At 42.6% G+C, this 19,075-nt stretch carries 21 protein-coding genes and 1 other RNA gene; 12 read left to right on the top strand and 10 right to left on the bottom strand.

What is annotated here, in order from left to right:
* Positions 1 to 152: 152 nt before the first annotated feature.
* Complete coding sequence (gene ribA, locus VJY63_RS01260; protein ID WP_324047851.1) at positions 153 to 758, top strand: GTP cyclohydrolase II; 606 nt, start codon at positions 153 to 155, stop codon at positions 756 to 758.
* Here the strand turns inward: ribA and VJY63_RS01255 are convergent.
* The 4 genes from VJY63_RS01255 to gmk form a co-directional block, all read right to left on the bottom strand.
* The gene (locus tag VJY63_RS01255; RefSeq protein WP_324047849.1) at positions 755 to 1,144 is read right to left on the bottom strand and encodes a RidA family protein; all 390 of its coding nucleotides are present in this window, start codon (positions 1,142 to 1,144) and stop codon (positions 755 to 757) included. The two genes, ribA and VJY63_RS01255, sit on opposite strands and share 4 nt — an antisense overlap.
* Positions 1,145 to 1,187: 43 nt before the next feature.
* Positions 1,188 to 3,308: a RelA/SpoT family protein gene (locus VJY63_RS01250; RefSeq protein ID WP_324047847.1), complete on the bottom strand. Its 2,121-nt coding sequence runs from the start codon at positions 3,306 to 3,308 to the stop codon at positions 1,188 to 1,190.
* Between the two features lie 57 nt (positions 3,309 to 3,365).
* Positions 3,366 to 3,617: a DNA-directed RNA polymerase subunit omega gene (rpoZ, locus tag VJY63_RS01245; RefSeq protein ID WP_324047845.1), complete on the bottom strand. Its 252-nt coding sequence runs from the start codon at positions 3,615 to 3,617 to the stop codon at positions 3,366 to 3,368.
* Positions 3,618 to 3,695: 78 nt separating this feature from the next.
* Positions 3,696 to 4,334, bottom strand: a complete 639-nt coding sequence (gmk, locus tag VJY63_RS01240) for a guanylate kinase (RefSeq protein ID WP_324047843.1) — start codon at positions 4,332 to 4,334, stop codon at positions 3,696 to 3,698.
* Between the two features lie 116 nt (positions 4,335 to 4,450).
* Here gmk and recN point away from each other — a divergent pair, with 116 nt between their 5' ends.
* Positions 4,451 to 6,106 carry a DNA repair protein RecN gene (gene recN, locus VJY63_RS01235; RefSeq protein ID WP_324047841.1) on the top strand — a complete coding sequence of 552 codons (1,656 nt, stop codon included), beginning with the start codon at positions 4,451 to 4,453 and terminating at the stop codon, positions 6,104 to 6,106.
* A gap of 20 nt (positions 6,107 to 6,126) precedes the next feature.
* Here recN and fur read toward each other — a convergent pair whose 3' ends face one another.
* Positions 6,127 to 6,540, bottom strand: a complete 414-nt coding sequence (gene fur, locus VJY63_RS01230) for a ferric iron uptake transcriptional regulator (protein ID WP_324047839.1) — start codon at positions 6,538 to 6,540, stop codon at positions 6,127 to 6,129.
* A gap of 108 nt (positions 6,541 to 6,648) precedes the next feature.
* Here fur and VJY63_RS01225 point away from each other — a divergent pair, with 108 nt between their 5' ends.
* A complete protein-coding gene (locus VJY63_RS01225) occupies positions 6,649 to 6,996 on the top strand; it encodes an outer membrane protein assembly factor BamE (protein WP_324047838.1) in 348 nt (115 codons plus the stop codon).
* Here the strand turns inward: VJY63_RS01225 and VJY63_RS01220 are convergent.
* Both VJY63_RS01220 and VJY63_RS01215 read right to left on the bottom strand, forming a co-directional pair.
* Positions 6,993 to 7,295 (bottom strand): RnfH family protein, encoded by a 303-nt coding sequence (locus tag VJY63_RS01220; RefSeq protein ID WP_324047836.1) that lies wholly within the window; start codon positions 7,293 to 7,295, stop codon positions 6,993 to 6,995. The genes VJY63_RS01225 and VJY63_RS01220 overlap by 4 nt on opposite strands.
* A complete protein-coding gene (locus VJY63_RS01215) occupies positions 7,276 to 7,722 on the bottom strand; it encodes a type II toxin-antitoxin system RatA family toxin (RefSeq protein ID WP_324047834.1) in 447 nt (148 codons plus the stop codon). The genes VJY63_RS01220 and VJY63_RS01215 overlap by 20 nt, the downstream gene beginning before the upstream one ends.
* Positions 7,723 to 7,851: 129 nt before the next feature.
* Here VJY63_RS01215 and smpB point away from each other — a divergent pair, with 129 nt between their 5' ends.
* The 3 genes from smpB (at position 7,852) to VJY63_RS01200 (ending at position 9,047) form a co-directional block, all read left to right on the top strand.
* Positions 7,852 to 8,334 carry an SsrA-binding protein SmpB gene (gene smpB / locus VJY63_RS01210; RefSeq protein WP_324047832.1) on the top strand — a complete coding sequence of 161 codons (483 nt, stop codon included), beginning with the start codon at positions 7,852 to 7,854 and terminating at the stop codon, positions 8,332 to 8,334.
* Between the two features lie 42 nt (positions 8,335 to 8,376).
* Positions 8,377 to 8,739, top strand: a transfer-messenger RNA (tmRNA) gene (gene ssrA, locus VJY63_RS01205).
* Between the two features lie 92 nt (positions 8,740 to 8,831).
* Positions 8,832 to 9,047, top strand: coding sequence for an RNA-binding S4 domain-containing protein (locus tag VJY63_RS01200; protein WP_324047830.1), 216 nt, complete (start codon positions 8,832 to 8,834; stop codon positions 9,045 to 9,047).
* A 4-nt stretch (positions 9,048 to 9,051) separates the two neighbouring features.
* Here VJY63_RS01200 and phoR read toward each other — a convergent pair whose 3' ends face one another.
* Both phoR and phoB read right to left on the bottom strand, forming a co-directional pair.
* Positions 9,052 to 10,389 carry a phosphate regulon sensor histidine kinase PhoR gene (phoR, locus tag VJY63_RS01195; RefSeq protein WP_324047828.1) on the bottom strand — a complete coding sequence of 446 codons (1,338 nt, stop codon included), beginning with the start codon at positions 10,387 to 10,389 and terminating at the stop codon, positions 9,052 to 9,054.
* Positions 10,382 to 11,074, bottom strand: a complete 693-nt coding sequence (gene phoB / locus VJY63_RS01190) for a phosphate regulon transcriptional regulator PhoB (RefSeq protein WP_324047826.1) — start codon at positions 11,072 to 11,074, stop codon at positions 10,382 to 10,384. The genes phoR and phoB overlap by 8 nt, the downstream gene beginning before the upstream one ends.
* Positions 11,075 to 11,240: 166 nt before the next feature.
* On the opposite strand from phoB, the gene VJY63_RS01185 reads away from it, so the two are divergent.
* Positions 11,241 to 12,635, top strand: a complete 1,395-nt coding sequence (locus VJY63_RS01185) for an NAD(P)/FAD-dependent oxidoreductase (protein WP_324047824.1) — start codon at positions 11,241 to 11,243, stop codon at positions 12,633 to 12,635.
* Between the two features lie 61 nt (positions 12,636 to 12,696).
* Here the strand turns inward: VJY63_RS01185 and VJY63_RS01180 are convergent, their stop codons facing one another.
* Positions 12,697 to 13,629, bottom strand: coding sequence for a GGDEF domain-containing protein (locus VJY63_RS01180; protein ID WP_324047822.1), 933 nt, complete (start codon positions 13,627 to 13,629; stop codon positions 12,697 to 12,699).
* A 281-nt stretch (positions 13,630 to 13,910) separates the two neighbouring features.
* Here VJY63_RS01180 and VJY63_RS01175 point away from each other — a divergent pair, with 281 nt between their 5' ends.
* From VJY63_RS01175 to VJY63_RS01155, 5 genes are all read left to right on the top strand, one after another.
* Positions 13,911 to 15,437, top strand: a complete 1,527-nt coding sequence (locus VJY63_RS01175) for an FMN-binding glutamate synthase family protein (protein ID WP_324047820.1) — start codon at positions 13,911 to 13,913, stop codon at positions 15,435 to 15,437.
* A gap of 16 nt (positions 15,438 to 15,453) precedes the next feature.
* Positions 15,454 to 16,197: an AzlC family ABC transporter permease gene (locus tag VJY63_RS01170; RefSeq protein ID WP_324047818.1), complete on the top strand. Its 744-nt coding sequence runs from the start codon at positions 15,454 to 15,456 to the stop codon at positions 16,195 to 16,197.
* Positions 16,187 to 16,525, top strand: a complete 339-nt coding sequence (locus tag VJY63_RS01165; RefSeq protein ID WP_324047816.1) for a branched-chain amino acid transporter permease — start codon at positions 16,187 to 16,189, stop codon at positions 16,523 to 16,525. The genes VJY63_RS01170 and VJY63_RS01165 overlap by 11 nt, the downstream gene beginning before the upstream one ends.
* A gap of 150 nt (positions 16,526 to 16,675) precedes the next feature.
* Positions 16,676 to 17,089: a hypothetical protein gene (locus VJY63_RS01160; RefSeq protein WP_324047814.1), complete on the top strand. Its 414-nt coding sequence runs from the start codon at positions 16,676 to 16,678 to the stop codon at positions 17,087 to 17,089.
* Positions 16,983 to 19,064 carry a TolC family protein gene (locus VJY63_RS01155; RefSeq protein WP_324047812.1) on the top strand — a complete coding sequence of 694 codons (2,082 nt, stop codon included), beginning with the start codon at positions 16,983 to 16,985 and terminating at the stop codon, positions 19,062 to 19,064. Before VJY63_RS01160 ends, VJY63_RS01155 begins: the two co-directional genes overlap by 107 nt.
* Positions 19,065 to 19,075: the final 11 nt, after the last annotated feature.

Raw genomic sequence — 19,075 nt, 5'->3', positions numbered from 1 at the left:
AGCATTCTAGCCGTGTTAACGCTGTGGGTCAGTTTAATTAAAAGAAATATATAGTTGCAATTGCTGCCTAAAGCTTGGTTAACGCGTAGAATAGCCAAAAATTTAACGACTTAGACTTAACTTTAGCAACCTATAACTGTGAGACCAAGCTTGTGACTTTGCGTTTTATTGCGTCTTCCCGCTTACCTACCCCTTGGGCTGTCTTCACCATGCATGGCTTTGAGGACAGCGAAACTGGCAAAGAACATTTAGCTTTAACGCTGGGTGATTTAGACACGGCAGAAGCTGTTTTGGCACGTATCCATTCTGAATGCCTAACCGGTGATGCTTTATTTTCTTTACGTTGCGACTGTGGTTTTCAGCTTCAAGAAGCCTTAAAGCGTATTGCTACCGAAGGGCGTGGTGCTTTATTTTATTTGCGCCAAGAAGGTCGGGGGATTGGGCTGCTTAATAAAATTCGGGCTTACAACTTACAAGATGGCGGTGCAGATACCGTTGAAGCCAATGAGCAGCTAGGTTTTGCAGCTGATATGCGTGATTATTCTATGCTGCCTTCTATGCTTGAACACTTAGGCATTAACAGTGTGCGCTTAATGACTAACAATCCAAGAAAAATTGATGCTTTCACCCGCTACGGTATTAACGTTGACGAACGCATTCCGCTAACCACTGGCCTTAACCCTCACAATGCTGACTATTTAGACACCAAAGCCAGCAAGTTAGGGCATTTAATGAACGCAAACGACTTTAAACGCTAATCGCCAATTACCATGACTGCTTCTGCTTCAAAGGCAACACCCTTGGGCAAAGCAGCAACTTGCACAGCGGCTCTGGCTGGGTAGGGCTGGCTAAAATAGCGCGCCATAACTTCATTCACGATTGTGAAGTTAGCCAAGTCGGTTAGGTAAAGATTCACTTTAACGATTTCATCCATACTGCCACCAGCCGCCACACAAACCGCCTGCAAGTTTTCAAAAACTTGTATAGCTTGGGCTTCAAAACCACCGTCTACGATTTCCATCGTCGCTGGTACTAGCGCAATCTGTCCTGACAAATAAACCGTGTTGCCTGCTTTAACGGCTTGCGAATAAGTGCCTATGGCTTGTGGTGCTTGGTCGGTATTAATAATGGCACGGTTACTCATAATTTACTGATCCTTAAATTTAACGATTAATCTAAATAAATCACTAACGCAGGCGAACGACTCTGCTTATTTCAGAAATCAACCTAAGCTTTTTCATTAATCTGGCAAGGTGAATGCGGTCTTTAACCAATACGCTTAACGTTAATGTTGAAATGTGCATATCACGTTCATCAACATTCACACCGTCTAATCCTGCGTCCATTTCTGCTATTAGCGTTGCAATGCGGGCGATAGTATCGCGCTGTAGTTTTATTTCTAAGCGCAGATTAACGCTAAATTCACCCGCAACGGCATCAGCCCAGCGTAAAGTGACGCATTTTTCAGGGTTTTCTCGAATGCCTATTAGCTTACGGCAATTATCACGGTGTACTACAATGCCGCTGCCAAAACTAATGTGACCTAGAATCGAATCGCCCGGAATGGGGTGGCAACAACGTGCAAAACTAACCACTAAGCCTTCTGTGCCATGAATAACCATCGACGCTTCTTGGTTATCAATGGCTTCGGTTTTAATTTCCACATCATTTAATAAGCGTCGCACAACGGCATAAGCCATGCGTTCGCCCAAGCCAATGGCTTCTAATAATGCTTGCAGCGAGCTAACGTCCATCTCTTTTAACAAGGGTGCAAGGCGTTCTTCACTGATTTTTTCTAGCTCAACATCAAACTGGCTTAACGCTTTTTCTAACAAACGTCGCCCCAGCGTGGCAGATTCAGTGCGCTGCTGCTGTTTTAAATAATGGTGAATCGCCGACCGTGCCCGTGCGGTGGTAATAAACGATAACCAAGCTAAATTAGGGCGAGCCCCTGATGCTGTAATAATTTCAACTGTTTGGCCGCTGTGCAGTTTGGCCGATAACGGCACTAATTTACGATCAACACGGCAAGCAACGCAGGCATGACCAATATCAGTGTGAACGGCATAGGCAAAGTCGACGGGTGTAGAGTCTTTAGGTAACTCCATAATTTCGCCACGCGGTGTGAAAATATAGATTTCATCGGGGAATAAATCAACCTTAACGTTCTCAATAAATTCTAATGAATTACCTGCTCGTTGCTGCATTTCTAACAAGCCTTTCACCCATTGACGCGCTCTGGCATGACTGCCTTCAGCAATTGGATGATCGGTTTGCCCCGCTTTATACAACCAATGCGCTGCAACACCGTTATTGGCCATAGACTCCATTTCACGGGTACGAATTTGCACTTCAATGGGTGTGCCACTTAAACCAATTAAAGAGGTGTGCAAAGACTGATAGCCGTTGGCTTTTGGAATGGCAATGTAGTCTTTAAAACGTCCGGGAACGGGCTTGAAAGTGTTATGAACAACGCCTAAAATACGGTAACAATCATCAATGGAATCAGTCAGAATTCGAAAGGCATGAACATCCATAACGGCTTTAAAGGCTTTTTTTTGTTCTTTCATTTTGTTGTAAAGCGAAAATAGATTCTTCTCGCGTCCGACAACGTGCCCACTTAAACCTTCTGCATCCAGCCTTTCTTGTAAGCGTGCTTGAATCTTTTTAACTAGGTCTTTGCGATTTCCACGTGCTTTTATCACCGCTAATTTAAGCTGCTTATAGCGCATCGGATAAATGCCTTGAAAACTTAATTCTTCTAGTTCTAAACGCAGCGTATTAATGCCTAAACGATTCGCAATTGGGGCATAAATATCAAGGGTTTCTCGGCTAATACGGCGCTTTTTGTCGGGTCTAAGTACGCCCAAAGTACGCATATTATGCAAGCGGTCAGCTAGCTTAACGATAATGACACGTATATCTTCTGCCATCGCCAAAACCATTTTACGAAAGTTTTCGGCTTGGGCTTCGGCTTTAGATTCAAAAGTAATTTGGGTTAGCTTAGAAACACCATCAACTAACTCGGCAACGATTTCGCCAAATTGGGTGGCAACGGCTGTTTTACTAACGCCAGTATCTTCAATCACATCATGCAACAGTGCTGCAATCAGCGCTTGATGATCCATGTGCAAATTAGCAAGAATAGTGGCAACCGCCAGCGGGTGACTAACATAAGGCTCGCCAGAGCTGCGTTTTTGCCCGTCATGGGCTTGTTCAGCATAAAAGTAGGCACGACGTACCTGCTGAATTTCATCAGCAGGCAAGTAGCCTTTTAGTCGGTCGCACAGGTCATCAATGGTATTCATTACCCGACCGTCCAACGTTCAATGCCGCAACAAGGTAGGGTAATCAATAGCATGGGATTAATACTCCTGTGGTGACTGCTCTTCAATAACAACCACTGGCTTAACTTCTGCTTCATCTAAAATAGATGCATTAGTAAAACCTTCAGCAACTTCTCTTAATGCAACAACTGTTGCTTTATCATTTTCCCAACCAATACGCGGCTCTTTACCACCAATCGTTAACTGACGCGCGCGTTTGCTAGCTACCATCACTAACTCAAAACGATTCGCAACATTTTCAAGACAATCTTCAACAGTAACTCGAGCCATTAAGTAACACCTGTTTAAATAAATAAGTAATGAATTGACCTTAGTGTAACGGAGCAACACACCCTGCAACAAGAGCCATCACGCTTTGGTGAGTGCAAGTTCAGCCAATAAAACGGCGTTTTTAGTACGCTGCTTGGCTAATTCTAACCTTTTAGCCACAAAAATAGCATTTATCTCGCCTAACGCCTGAGTAAAGTCATCGTTTATGACCAAATAATCGTATTCGTGCCAATGACTCATCTCGCTTATTGCTTGCTGCATTCTACTTTCAATGACTGCTTCAGAATCTTGCCCACGCGCATTTAAGCGATCACGTAAAGCTTGTAACGATGGGGGTAAAATAAACACGCCAATTGCTTCGGGCTGCTGCGCTCTAACTTGCTGTGCGCCTTGCCAATCAATTTCTAAAATAACATCTATACCGGCTTCTAAACGCTGGTTAATAGCAAGTCGCGATGTACCATAATTATTGTTAAAGACTTGGGCGTGTTCAAAAAAAGCACCTTGCTCAACGAGTGCCTGAAATGCCTGTTTGTTTACAAAATGATAATTAACACCGTCTTTTTCGCCAGAGCGCATGGGGCGTGTGGTGTGTGAAACGGATACTTCTACTTGCTTTAATGTTTGTAAAAGTGCTGCAACTAAACTGGTTTTACCTGCGCCAGAGGGAGCAGAAAATATATAAAGACGACCTTGGCTGTTTGGTGACTGTGCCATAAAAAATCCTCTAAAATAGGCTTAAAAATAAACACTTGTTTGTGAAAAAACAAACACTAAGGTATAAACTGAGCGGTGTACACCCACTAGCTGTATATACTAACAGGAGGCGCATCATGCTGGTCAGCCTAAGTATTCAACAACTTGCTATCGTCGACCACCTAGCGCTTGAATTTAGTAAAGGTATGACGGTTATTACCGGCGAAACAGGTGCAGGTAAGTCAATTCTACTACAAGCTTTAGGTTTAGCACTGGGTGATCGTTGTGACAGCGATAGCATTCGCCACGGCGCTGATCGAGCAGAAATAACCGCTAGCTTTGATTTAAGCCAATTACCCCACGCCAAAGATTGGTTAATTCAGCACGCGCTAAACAGCGATACGTGCATTTTACGCCGCAGCCTGCAAAAAAATGGGCGTTCTAAAGCTTGGATTAATGGTCAGTCTTGCCCTGTTCAGCACCTAAAAGCCTTGGGTGAGCTGCTGTTAGACATTCATGGGCAGCACGCGCATCAATCTTTGTTACGCAAAGATGTTCACCTAAAAATTCTTGACCAATACGCTGGACTACAACCACAAACCACGCAATTAACGGCGACTTATCGCAGTTGGCACAGGGTACATAAACGCATTGAAAGCTTGCGTGAGCAGGACGATGTACAGCAAGCGCGTGTGCAACTGTTGCGTTACCAAATTGACGAACTTGACCAGTTAGCGCTGCAAGCCGACGAATTAAGCGCGTTAGAAACCGAACAGCAGCAGCTTGCCAATGCTGAACAGCTTATTCAAACCAGTCAACAAGCATTAGATTTGTGTGACCATGAAGAGGGTGCAGCGTTGCAGCGAGTGAATCAAGCCTTACAACTCATTAGCGAACTTAAAGCCCCTAATTTACAGCCCGTTTTACAAATGTTGAGTGAAGCACAAATTCAACTGCAAGAAACCAGTCGTGAACTTGAACATTATGCCAGTACGCTAGAAATAGACCCTGAACGCCTGCAATGGGTGGAAGCACGTTTAAGCGATATTTACCAAATGGCGCGTAAGCATCATTTACAAGCTGAAGAACTGCCAGCCCACCATGCCCAATTAAAACAAGCCTTAAACGCGCTAGACAACAGTGAAACCCATTTAGATTTATTAAATAGCGAATTGACGGCGCTAAGCACTCAATACCGTCAGCAAGCCGAAACGCTGCACCAAGAGCGCACCACCGCAGCCAATAAATTACAGCAAGCAGTGGATGAACAATTGGCGTATTTAGGCATGGAGAAAAGCCAATTTAAAGTCAGTTTAAAACCCTTAGAAGGCTTGCACGCCAACGGTTTAGATGAAGTTGAATTTTTGATTGCACCCAACCTCGGTCAACCTGCCAAACCTTTAATTCGCATTGCTTCAGGTGGTGAATTATCCCGAATCAGCCTTGCTATTCAAGTAATTACTGCACAAACCAGCAGTATACCCACGCTGGTCTTTGATGAGGTGGATGTGGGTATTTCAGGTGCAACCGCAGAAATTGTTGGCCGTTTATTAAAGCAACTTGCCAGCCGTGGACAAATACTTTGCGTGACCCACTTGCCGCAAGTCGCAGCGCAAGGCGACCAACACCTGCACATTCACAAGCAAATGGATCAAAACACTACGCTTACGCAGATGGTTTTATTAGACGAAAAAGGCCGTGTTGGTGAATTGGCTAGAATGCTGGGTGGGATTAAACTTTCAGAACATACATTGGCTCATGCTAAAGAAATGCTAAAAGGTAGCCGCCACTAGAGCGGCTTTAATTTTAAATTTTAATTAGCTTTCTTTTTACGAACGTAAAGTACTAAAGAGTGGTCAACCAGCTCTAAACCGTGAGATTCTGCTAACTTTTGTTGCAGTTCTTCTAAGCCTGCATCATAAAACTCTATAACATCGCCCGTTTCAACATCAACCATATGGTCATGGTGTTCGTCTTTCGACAACTCAAATACTGCATGACCGCCATCAAAGTTGTGTTTATCTACCAAGCCTGCTGCTTCAAACTGGGTTAATACCCGATAGACTGTTGCTAAACCGACATCTTCATCCGCATCAATCAATGCTTTATACACATCTTCTGCGCTTAAATGGTCGTCTGCACAACGCTCCAATACCTGTAAAATTTTGATACGTGGCAAGGTCACTTTAAGACCCACTTTTCTTAGTTCTTGGTTTTTATCAGCCATAAGAGCTCTCAATACAAAAGTGAACAGAACACTTCGCGCTAGCACAAAGTTTAAGTATCATGTGAACCCTACTATTATTGACCGAAGTAAAATAGAGTTAAACCCATAATGCACAAAAAACCGACTAAAATACTCACCTTTATGCTGTTCGCCTTTTTTATAAGCGTTTCTTTAGGCGGTTGTAGCTTGTTTAGCCCTTATCAACAAGGCATTCCGCAAGGCAATATCTTAGATGAGGAAGCCGTCGCCCAGTTAAAAGTGGGTATGAGCCAAGCGCAAGTTTTATACATTTTAGGTACACCACTTTTAAAAGCGCCCGACAACCCTAACCAGTGGGACTACATTGCTCAACTGCGCCAAGGTCAACAGCTTATTGAACGCGAAACGCTTAGGTTAAACTTTGCTATCAATAGCCAAGGTGAGTTGCGTTTAAGCAATTTTGATCATCAACGCTAACTGCTTTTCTTCTCGGCGCGTTTAATCCGTGACGCTTTAGGATCGGCTAACAAAGGGCGATAGATTTCAATTCGGTCGCCCTCTTTAACCACGTGTTCGGTAGGTTTAGCAATTAGCTTACCAAAAATACCTAATGGCGCTGTTGCAACGTCTAATCCGGCAAAATGTTTTTCTATGCCAGCGTTAAGCGCTGCTATTTTCACGCTGGTGCCTGCTGCGACTGCAATTTGAAGGATTTTTTGCTTGTCAGGCAAGGCATAAGCCACTTCAATTTCAATATCAGAAGCTGGGTTTGCCATAAACTACATCCGCACGCTTAACAAAGGCTTCTACTTGACCGCTAGCAACTTGGTTGAACAAAGGCGTTAACACTGCTGCAACAAGACGACCGCCACCGGCTTCAAAATCTAGCTCAAAATGCACTTTACAGGCGGTTTCGCTCAGCGGTTGAAAATACCAACTGCCGTTTAGCTTTTTAAACGGCCCATCAACAAGCTTTAATTCAATGCGTTCTGGGTCGAATAATTCGTTACGCGTGGTAAAAGTGTATTTCATGCCGGCTTTAGAAAGCTCTAGTTCACCGATCAAATAGCTTTCTTCTCGATGAATCAGACGCGCATTGCTGCAACCTGGAAGAAATTTAGGGTAAGATTCACAATCATTAACCAGTTCAAACATTTCTTTTGCAGAATGCATTACTAAAGCAGAGCGGCTGATGCGACTCATAATTCACTCCATTTTCTATCTGTATGGGCTGAATTCTAACATGACCAAGACGATGACTAATAGCTGCGCCTTAGTCGCATTTTTTTCGTTATTTAACACCAGCTATTTAATATCAAGGGCTAACAGACGATGGCTAAAAAACCAAAAAACAAAACTCCCAGCGGCACTATAGCGGTTAACCGTCGCGCTCGGCATGAATACCACATTGAATCGACCATTGAGGCCGGTGTGGTCTTATCTGGTTGGGAAGTAAAAAGTCTTAGAGCCGGCAAAGGCCAGCTTACTGATACTTATATTTTAATTAAAGATGAAGAAGCTTGGCTGCTGGGTTCACACATTATGCCGTTGCCCAGCGCTTCTACACACGTCATTGCCGACCCAACGCGCACGCGTAAGTTGCTGCTGCATACTAAAGAAATTGCGCGTTTATTGGGGCAGATTAATCAAAAAGGTTTTACGTGTGTGCCTTTATCGCTGTATTGGAAAGGCAATAAAATCAAATGTTTATTAGCTTTGGTGAAAGGTAAGCAGTTACACGACAAGCGGGCAGATGATAAAGACCGTGATTGGGAACGCCAGCGTGGGCGCATTATGCGTGATAAGAATAAGTAGTGGCTTAACGAGGTGACTGTGCTAGAATGTGAGTTCATTAAAGGGGACGTCCTGGCTTCGACGCCGGTAGCAAAACCTGAGGTGCATGCCGAGAGAGAAGTAGCTCTCGTAAATCAATTATTTCAAACTATTATAGTCGCAAACGACGATAATTACGCTCTAGCCGCTTAGGCTACTCATGAAGCCATGTTGCCTATCGCCGGTGAATTGAGACTATTGAGCGCAGCCAGATAGGATCGCAGCAAAAATAGCTTTCGTTGGCGCTGCTAAAACTAAATCGGAAGATCGCTGAAGGGTATCCTGTTCGTTGGAGACCTAACGGTTAAAACAAAGAACGAAACTAAGCATGTAGACCCAAGGGCAGAGTGCCGACGGACGCGGGTTCAACTCCCGCCGTCTCCACCAAGTACTTAAAAAATCCTCATTTTTAAATGGGGTTTTTTTTTGTCTAAAATAAAGACGTGTCGACTCTTATCACTATAAGTAAGGTCATTACAATGAAAGAAACGTTTAGCTTAGAAGATCACTCCTTTATTCCTCTGCATAACTTGCTCAAGGTGCTGGGCTGGTGCGAGTCTGGTGGTGTGGCAAAAGATGTAATTGATGAAGGTTTAGTCACGGTAAATGGCCAAGTAGAACTGCGTAAACGCTGCAAGATCCTAGCAGGCCAAGTGGTATGCTTTGAAAAGCAAGAAGTAGCAGTAACGGTCTGATTGATTAATGGTCAGCGCTTAATTTTTTAGCAGAAGTAATGCTAAGTGGAAAGCAACAAGTAAAACAGCTACCAATATCTTGTTTACTTGTTACTTCCAACTTAGCTTGGTGGCGTAATAAAACGTGCTTAACAATCGCTAAACCTAACCCCGTTCCGCCTGTGCTACTGGAACGCCCTTTATCAATGCGATAAAAACGTTCGGTTAAATGTGGTAAACAAGCTGGATCAATGCCCTGCCCTTTATCTCTAACTTCAAGGTAAGCGCCATTAGCATCTTGATACCAACGCAAAACGATTTCTGTACCTATTGGTGTGTATTTTACTGCATTAAAAACTAGGTTAGAAAAAGCGCTACGCAGTTCTTTTTCTGAACCATACAGTCCTAGTTGCTGATCCACTTCTAATAAAATTGAATGCTGATCCGCTGTCTGCGGATTTTTTGCAAGGTGACTTTTTGAAAGTGCTAAGGCATCAACACGAATCGAACTCAATAAATTAGCCACAAGAATAGGTTCTGCTGCTGGCTGAAAACTACTGGTTTCTAAGCTAGATAAGGTTAATAAATCTTCAACCAATTGCTGCATACGCAATGACTGCTGGCGCATTAACACCAAACCCCGTTGCCATTTAGCCGGTAGGTTTTCAGCATGGTCACTGAACATTTCTAAATAACCAGATAAGACGGTTAAAGGCGTTCGCAATTCATGCGAGACATTAGCAATAAAATCTTGACGCATAACTTCTAATCGCTGCATTTTAGTGACATCACGTACTAATAAAAGACGTTCATTTTTACCAAATAATGTGACTTGAAACTCAAGGCTACGTGCTTCATTGATTGGCGAAGCCAGCACTAAAGCCTCTTGATAATGCTGTGATTCAAAATAGTCAACAAATACAGGTTCACGTAATAAATGCGTAATGGGATAACCTAAATCACCCGGTGAGCGTAAGCCTAATAAGGTTTCAGCTGCAGTATTCCACCATTCTAAATTTCCTTTTGCATCAATCATTACCACGCCATCACGCAAAGCTTGGCTAGAATTTTGTATACGATCCAGTATTCGCTTCAAATGAAATTGGTACTGCTGTTGATGCCGTTGATAATGATAAATACTATCAAATACTTCGCCCCATAAGCCTTTAGCTTCGGGTGGTTCTTTTTCAGGATGCTTTAGCCACTTAACCAACTGCTGTAATTGCCACAAACACCTAGCAATAAATACCAGTGAGCCAAATAATAAGCCAAGTACTGCTTGATTAATTAACCAACCTAGCACTAAACCAATAATTAGATAAAAAATAAATGTGTGTATTTCCTTACGAAATAAATTAGTCATAAGTTGAAAAACGATAACCTGTGCCACGGACGGTTTGAATTAGATGTTCATGCTTAGCACCCAAAGCTTTACGCAAACGGCGAATATGCACATCTACGGTGCGGTCTTCAATGTACACGCCACCACCCCAAACTTGATCCAATAATTGATTGCGCGTAAAAGCACGCTCTTGGTGAGTCATAAAAAATTGTAATAAGCGAAATTCTGTTGGCCCTACTTCCAAAGCTTCATCGAAAGAAGAAACGCGGTGGCTAACGGGATCTAATCGTAAACCAGCCACTTCAACCGCTTCTTCCATACCCACCGGCGTTGTTCTACGTAGCACAGCTTTTACACGGGCAATTAATTCACGCATAGAAAAAGGCTTGGTCATATAATCATCAGCACCGGCTTCTAGCCCTTGAACTTTATTACTTTCTTCGCTACGTGCTGTTAGCATAATAATCGGGATTTCAGCCGTAGCAGCATCACGTTTTAAGCGCCGTGCCAGTTCAATACCGCTGATTCCTGGCATCATCCAATCTAGTAAAATCAAATCTGGATTATAATCAATCACTAAGCCGTGGGCGGTTTGTGCATCACCTGCTTCTAAACACTGGTAATCTGTCATTACTTCTAAAGCCATCACCAACATTTCACGAATGGAAGCTTCATCATCAACAATCAGTATCGTTTTAATGGTCATTATACATCCCCCAGTAGACTGTTTAAAAATTTTGTAGTCTATTACAACTTAATGACATGACAAAATAATGACATTAATACTAGGCACTAAAATTAGTATTAACAGTAAAACGTCATCCATAAAAAAATGTTATGATTAGCCCACAAAACCATTAAAGGAGCTAATCTTGACTAAGAAAAAAATAGCCATTTTAGGAGCAGGTCCCAGCGGTTTGGCGCAGTTACGTGCTTTTGAAGCCGCGCGTTTAGCCGGTGTTGAAAACCTTCCAGAAATTGTGTGTTACGAAAAGCAAAATGCTATTGGCGGTATGTGGAATTACACTTGGCGCACAGGGCTAGACAGAAACGGCGAACCCGTTCACGGCAGTATGTACCGCTACCTTTGGTCGAATGGCCCAAAAGAATGTTTAGAATTTGCTGACTATTCTTTTGAGGAACATTTTGGACAATCCATTCCTTCCTACCCACCTCGTGAAGTTTTAAAAGATTACATTATGGGGCGCATTGATAAACAAGACATTCGCAAATACATTCGCTTTGAATGCCCTGTACGTTGGGTAACTTTTGATGACAACACCAAAAAGTTTACCGTTACGGTAATGAATCACAAAACCAAAGAACAAGAAACGGAAGAATTTGACTATGTAATCGTTGCTACGGGTCACTTTTCTACGCCTAATATGCCTTATTTTGAAGGACTGGAAGAATTTCCTGGTCGTATAATGCACGCCCATGATTTTCGTGATGCTTTAGAATTCAAAGACAAAGACATTTTGTTAGTAGGCAGTAGTTATTCAGCAGAAGACATAGGTACACAGTGTTATAAATACGGTACTAAATCAGTCACTATCAGCTATCGCAGTACAGCACTAGGTTATGCTTGGCCTAAAGGCATTACCGAAAAGCCTTTAGTGACGCATTTTGAAGGTGATATTGCCTATTTTTCTGATGGCACTAGCCAGTGTTTTGATGCCATTATTATGTGTACAGGCTATTTGTTCCACTTTCCGTTCTTGCCAGATGAGTTGCGCCTACAAACGCACAACTGTTTATACCCTGCCAATTTATATAAAGGCATTTTTTGGCAACCTAACCCGCAGTTGGTTTATTTGGGGATGCAAGATCAGTATTTCACTTTTAATATGTTCGATGCCCAAGCTTGGTATGTGCGCGATGTGATTTTAGATAAGTTTGCATTGCCTGAACTAGCAGCGCGTGAGGCCGACGAGCAAAAGTGGCTAACTGAATATGCCGCAGTTGATAGTGTGAGTGGTCATATCGACTTTCAAGCTAAATACATTCGTGATTTAACCAACGCGACCGACTACCCAGAATTTGCGGTTGAAAAACAGGGCGATATTCTTAAACAATGGCAAAAAGATAAAATTGCCGACATTATGGGTTTTAGAGAAAAAGCCTACACGTCTACTTTAACCAACACTTTAGCACCTGAATTACCAGAACCTTGGTTAGAGATTTTAGACGATTCGTTGGAGCACTTTTTGAATTTGGCTTTTATTAAAGGCCAAAAATCGGATAATAAATCATGGACTAAAAAATAATTAATAAGCAGTAGACTATTTTGTTAATATCGGCAAAATAGTCTACTTAAAAGAAGGCATTTTAAATTAATTTATTTGCCATGCTGATTAGATTTCTGCCTCCATTTTTTGAAACGTACAAGGCTTGATCGGCTTCAGCAATTAGAGCATCTAAAGTTTTTGTACCGTTTTCCATGATGCTTACACCAAAACTAGCGGTACAAGAAATAACGGCCTTGTTAATAATCACTTGGTTAGCAGCAATGGCTTTTTTTAAGCATTTTGCCAACGTTAATGCCTGATCGAAAGTCGCTTGTGGCATAAATACTGCAAATTCTTCACCGCCAATACGTGCCAATACATCTGATGAACGTATTTGTTGTTTAGCAATGTTAGCAATGGCAATCAGCACCTCATCACCCGTAGCATGACCATATTTATCATTAATTTGTTTAAAAAAATCTAAATCAAACATTAAAATAGCAACTGGCGTGGTATTACGCTCGGCTTGGTGCAGTAATTGTTTACCTAAATTAAAAAAGGCGCGGCGGTTATTTAAGCCAGTTAACACATCGGTATCGGCTAATAATTCTGCTTGCAAACGCGCATCACGCAGCTTTTGTTCCAGCAGTTTACGGTCGGTGATATTGGTCGCTATTTCAATTCGCACCATGCGTCCATCTATCCAGCGCACGGCTTGGTCACGGCATTGGTACCATTGATTATTGACTGTATTTTGTAACTCAACCACCTGCACGCCGGTTGATTCGCCTTGTTGATTTAACAGCAAATGATTCGTACAGAAATCACAAGCTGCTGTTTTTCCTGCTTGTAATATCTGCCAACATTTATGCCCTGCTGCTTCACCCCACTGTTTGCGACCATACTCATTAATAAATATCAACTCGTGGGTTTGAATATCAGCTACATAAACTAACGCATCTAAGCTGTCTAAAATAGTGGTTATCGCTTGGTGACTAATCGCGTCCGTTGTTATTAAGTCATTATTATTCAATTTTTTTACCTAGCAGGAGCTTTCTTATAAAAGTATTTTACTTGCATATTAGCATTATAGCTTACCCATAACCGTTTAAAACCTAAGTAAAACTGTAACAAAATCTACGCCAAACTGTATCTATTCAAAACTGTAATGAACACAAGTCAAATAAAAACCGCCTATTGCCAAGCTTTTGTTACATTTAATTTTTACTTAGAAAAAGAAATCCAGCAGCAGGGTATACTAAGCACCGTTTAAGGCTAGGCTTAGCCGATTTTTCACCAACGGGATTAATTTGTATGAATGAGCATTGGATTCAGGCAGCAGCGATATTTGTTGTCATTATTGGTAGTTTATTTTTATTGATTATTATTGGCTTGTTGATTACCGCCTTTGTTATGTACCGTAACGACAAGCAGCAAGTGGCCCATACCTTGCGCCGTAATTACCCTTTAATTGGTCGTTTTCGTTATATTTTTGAGCATTTAGGCGAATTTTTGCGTCAGTATTTCTTTGCGATGGACAGAGAGGAAATGCCGTTTAACCGCGCTCAACGTTCGTGGGTTTACCGTGCGGCTAAAAACATTGATAACACAGTAGCTTTTGGTTCGACCCGTGATTTAACTAAACCTGGCACCTATTATTTTTTAAACTGCCCGTTTCCAACCCTAGAAAAAGATGCAGCACAAACTCAGCCGATGCGTATTGGTACTAACTGTCGTACGCCCTACGATGCACCATCTTTTCTAAACATTTCTGGCATGAGTTTTGGAGCACTGTCTAAACCCGCTATTCAAGCTTTAGCGATGGGTGCTGCTAAAGCGGGTTGCTGGATGAATACCGGCGAAGGTGCTTTGTCTAAATACCACTTAGCGGGCGGCTGCGACATTATTTTTCAAATTGGTACGGCTAAATACGGTGTGTGTGATGCAGACGGTAAACTAGACAACACCAAACTAAAAGCCTTAGCCGATATTGAACAAGTCCGAATGTTTGAAATTAAGCTTTCTCAAGGTGCAAAACCGGGTAAGGGCGGTATTTTACCGGCAGAAAAAGTAACCGCTGAAATTGCTGAAACACGCGGCATTCCGGTTGGACAAGCGTCAATCAGCCCTAATCGCCACGCTGAAATTGACAGCATTGATACATTACTCGACTTTATTGCCCATGTACGCGAAGTCACTGGCAAACCTGTTGGTTTTAAGCTAGTACTGGGCACAACTAACTGGCTGAAAGAATTTTGTGAGCGTGTTAATGCCAGAGGTATGGATTCAGCCCCCGACTTTATTACCCTAGACAGTGCTGACGGTGGTACAGGTGCAGCACCAATGGCGCTAATGGACAGCGTGGGTTTACCACTAAGAGATAGCCTACCGCTGCTGGTTAACCAGTTAATTAATAACGGTTTAAGAGAGCGCATTCGCGTGATTGCTTCAGGCAAGCTAATCAATCCAACCGAAGTTGCTGTTGCGCTTTGTATGGGTGCAGATTTTGTGGTATCAGCACGCGGTTTCTTGTTTGCACTGGGTTGTATTCAAGCGTTGCAATGTAATAAAAATACTTGTCCTACAGGAATCACCACCCATAATCCACGTTTACAGCAGGGCTTAGTGCCCAATGAAAAGGCCGTACGCGTTGCTAACTATCATCGCAATCTAGTCCACGAAGTTGAAAGCATTGCTCATTCCTGTGGGGTGGCTGAACCTAGACAGCTAATGCGTGAACACGCAGCGGTAGTTGTTGATGGCGGTGCTGTGGCGCTGAACTTGTTATACCCTGAAAAAGCGCGGCGCTTAAAACCAGAAATTATGGAAAAAAGCAGTTAATGGAAAAGCTTAACTCATGCAACAACAAAATTGGCTGTTAGCCCTTAAAACATCTTTACCCGTACTGTTTGGCTACCTGCCTTTAGGTGCTTCTTTTGGGGTGCTGTTTAGCACCCAATTAGATTACGCTTGGTGGATAGCACCGTTAATGGGTGTGATTATTTACGCTGGTTCTGGGCAGTTGCTGGCGGTTACACTGCTGGTGGCGGTTGCTGGACTAACACAGGTATTTATTGCCATGCTGCTGTTAAATGCCCGTCATGTTTTTTACGGGCTTTCTTTGCTAGAAGCTTTTAAAGGTGCGGGTTGGCGGAAACCTTATTTAATTTTTGGACTAACCGATGAAACCTATTCATTGCTCACCAGCCGCGCCCGCAGCACTGATAAGCCGCGTGAACAGCAGGTCGATTTTTTAATCACCCTGTTTAATCACGGTTATTGGATTTTAGGTTGTGGTCTTGGCGCTTGGCTGGGAAAAAACTTAACTTTTGATGCAACGGGGATTGAGTTTGCGCTGGTTGCCTTGTTTATTGTGTTGTGTATTGAACAATATAAGGTGCTGCGTTCAGGTTTTACAATTTGGCTGGGGATTGCAGCGGGCTTATTAGCAATAGTGATTTCTCCAGCAAGCCAACAGCTACTCATAGCCATGCTATTAATTTGCGTGGCACTATTTTGGCAATACCCTGCACATAAATACCGCTACCCCACCCCCCTCACAAAAGATAACAATATAGATGCTAAAGCCAATGACCAATGACACCTTTTACCTTGTCAGCTTCATTTTAGTGACTGCTGCAGCAACTTATTTAACCCGCTTAATACCCTTTGTATTTTTAGGCAGACACAGCAGTCACCCACTAGCTCAGCACTTAGGTCGCTATTTACCGGCGGGCATTATGGCCGTATTAGTGGCGATTTTTTTACCTCGTTCGGCTAACTGGGCTGCACCTATTTTTGGGCTAGATGCCTTAATCCCTGCACTTTTAGTGGTTATTCTGCACCTTTGGAAACGCAACGCGCTACTTTCAATGCTAGTAGGTACTTTATGCTATATGGCAATTAAACAAAAAATGGGCGGATTTTGAGTATCTACTGACTTAACATTCCATTACAATTCGTCGCTAAATGCTTAATAACTGACACTTAATAACACTAAAACATTTAAACTATTTACCTGTTTGGATAAAAATAAAAATAAAAGCCGTATAGTTACAGTTTTATGGAGATATCGAGTAATGACAAGAGTGTTTTTTTTACTAATAACACTAGGATTAACGGCTTGCTCTGCTTCACCTTCGCAAGATGAATTAAATAAAGACATTGTTACTCTACCAGAGATTGGCAACCGGATACCCTCCGTCGCCAATACGTCGATTAGCGCACCTAAAACGCCCTCGATTAGTGCGCCTAACGAAATGACGTTTAACCTTTGGTGGCGTTATACCGGTAATAAAGAACTAGCCATATTAATTGATCGTGCCATTACTAACAGCCAAACGTTACAGATAGCAGCACAGCGAGTAGTGCAAGCCAAAGCACGTTTTGTACAAGCTGGCGCTCAAAATATGCCTTCAATTACAGCACAAACGGGCTATAGCATCGAAGCCCACCGATGGTATAGGCTCTGTTCCTGTTGGCGGCAGAGCTAGAGGAAGCGGTGAGTTTGAAGTCGGGCTTTCGGGTAGTTACACCCTAGACCTTTGGGGGCAACGCAAAAGCTTAGCCAAGTCGGCAGACCTTAAACTTAAACAGGCGGTTTTTCAGTACGATGCCCAGCTTTTAGATTTAATCTCGCAGCTGTCAAAAAGTTATTTTGAATACTTGTCGCTGAATGATCGCATTAAAAATACTCAAGAAACAGAGCAAACCTTAACTGCAATGCTGCTAGCAATGGAAGACCGTTACCGTTTAGGCGATGCGACTATTGTTGAAATGCAAATTCAGCGCTCGGTTATATTTGGTTCTCGTGTTCGTTTGCCAACACTATTAAAAGAACGCCAACAACTTAAATATGAAATTGCTCACCTAATGGGTATTTCGCCCGATTATTTAGCCTTGTCTAACTTAGGCTTAACTAGCGTTTCATTACCGCAAGATGTTCAAGGTATTTCTACTGCCTACCTGTTAAGGCGACCCGATATACGCGCGATTGAATCAGCAATGTTAGCAGCTGATGCAGATTTAGACGTTGCGCGTAAAGCACTTTTACCTGGACTTACTTTAGCAGCGGATCTAAGCTCTGGTGTAAAAAGCCCTGCTGACTTGTTCCAACCCAACACTTTAATTTGGAATGCTTTAAGCACTTTGAGTGCAACCGTTTTTGATGGTGGCGCTAAAGAGCAAGAAGTTAAATACGCTCAAGCGGTGCGTAATGAGCTGATTGAAAGTTATGTAAATACCGTCCACAACGGCTTACGTGCAACGCGAAGAGCCATTACCGAACTAGAATTTAGTGGCGAACTGCTAGCCTTACAGCAAGAGTCTGCCAAGGCAGCCAAAATTGCCCAAGATTATGGTTTTGAATCTTACTCAGTGGGTGGCGTAGACTTTTTAACCTTCCTTGATTCTATTCAATCTTACCAAGAGCGGCAGGATAGCTTCTATCAGTTTGAACTTGAATATTACCAAGCTTTTGTTGATTTCTATTCTGCTTTGGGTGGCGGCATTCCTTACCGAGAAATAAGTAAACAAAACACCGTTTTTAAAGCCGATACAAAGCCAAACAAAGCCGTCAAAACTTTATCTTTAGATACAGATTCAAAATATAGCTACTTACAAGCCGGCTGGTTAGATAAGCCTAAAAACTTCACAGAAAGCCCTTGGTTAGTAAAGTTAGCTGGCGTATTCGACCGCTTTGCTATTGAAGCATTAATGCGCGATATGCCACGGCGATATGAAAGCCTGCAGCCTGCTAAAACACTCCTTGTTGAAAGGATAGATGTTGATCTACCCAACCCAACAGATGATGCTACTTGGTATTCTGTTAACTTTGCAGGTTTCGAGAAGCAGCAAGATGCGGTTGCTTGGTGTGAAAAATTAAGAGCCACGCAACAGCGCTGTGTTATTTATAAGCCTGTTGAAAACTTTGAATACGTTGGCCTATTTGGTATTAATGCAATTGAAAGGCACTCTTACAAGCTTGGCGAATCACTTCAGGCGCTAAAACCTGCTAGCCAACAAACAGTAGCACAAGAAACCAGACCGACAGCCGCAAGCACCATTCAAGCTAGTGATACCAACTATGGTCTCTTGTATTCTCTGTTAAAAATAGAACAAGGGCAGGCTTGGTTAATTGATAACCGCTCTTTTAATCTTCAAAAAGTTCCTGTTGGTGGCACACTTGATCGTCAAGGTAAGTTAAAACATGCTGACGCTAACAAAGTCATTTTAAGTTTTCAAAATAAAGACTACATCTTGCGACCCATGTACCTTGTTGAAAACATAGAAAAAGGTATAGATGGGCAAATGCTGGCTCGCATACGCTGGGGAAGAGGTAAGGATGATGCCAATTACCACCGAGTTGGAGAGCGGCTTTACGGTGGCGGGCTAATTAAAACAATTGATGCTAGCCAAGTCAGTGTCGACTGGAAAGGTACGCAAATTTCGCTACCAGTCATGGATTGATAAGAGGTTAT

This window comes from Marinospirillum sp., from assembly GCF_035271045.1.
Classification (GTDB): domain Bacteria; phylum Pseudomonadota; class Gammaproteobacteria; order Pseudomonadales; family Halomonadaceae; genus Marinospirillum.
This window is presented reverse-complemented; position numbering and strand designations above follow the sequence as displayed.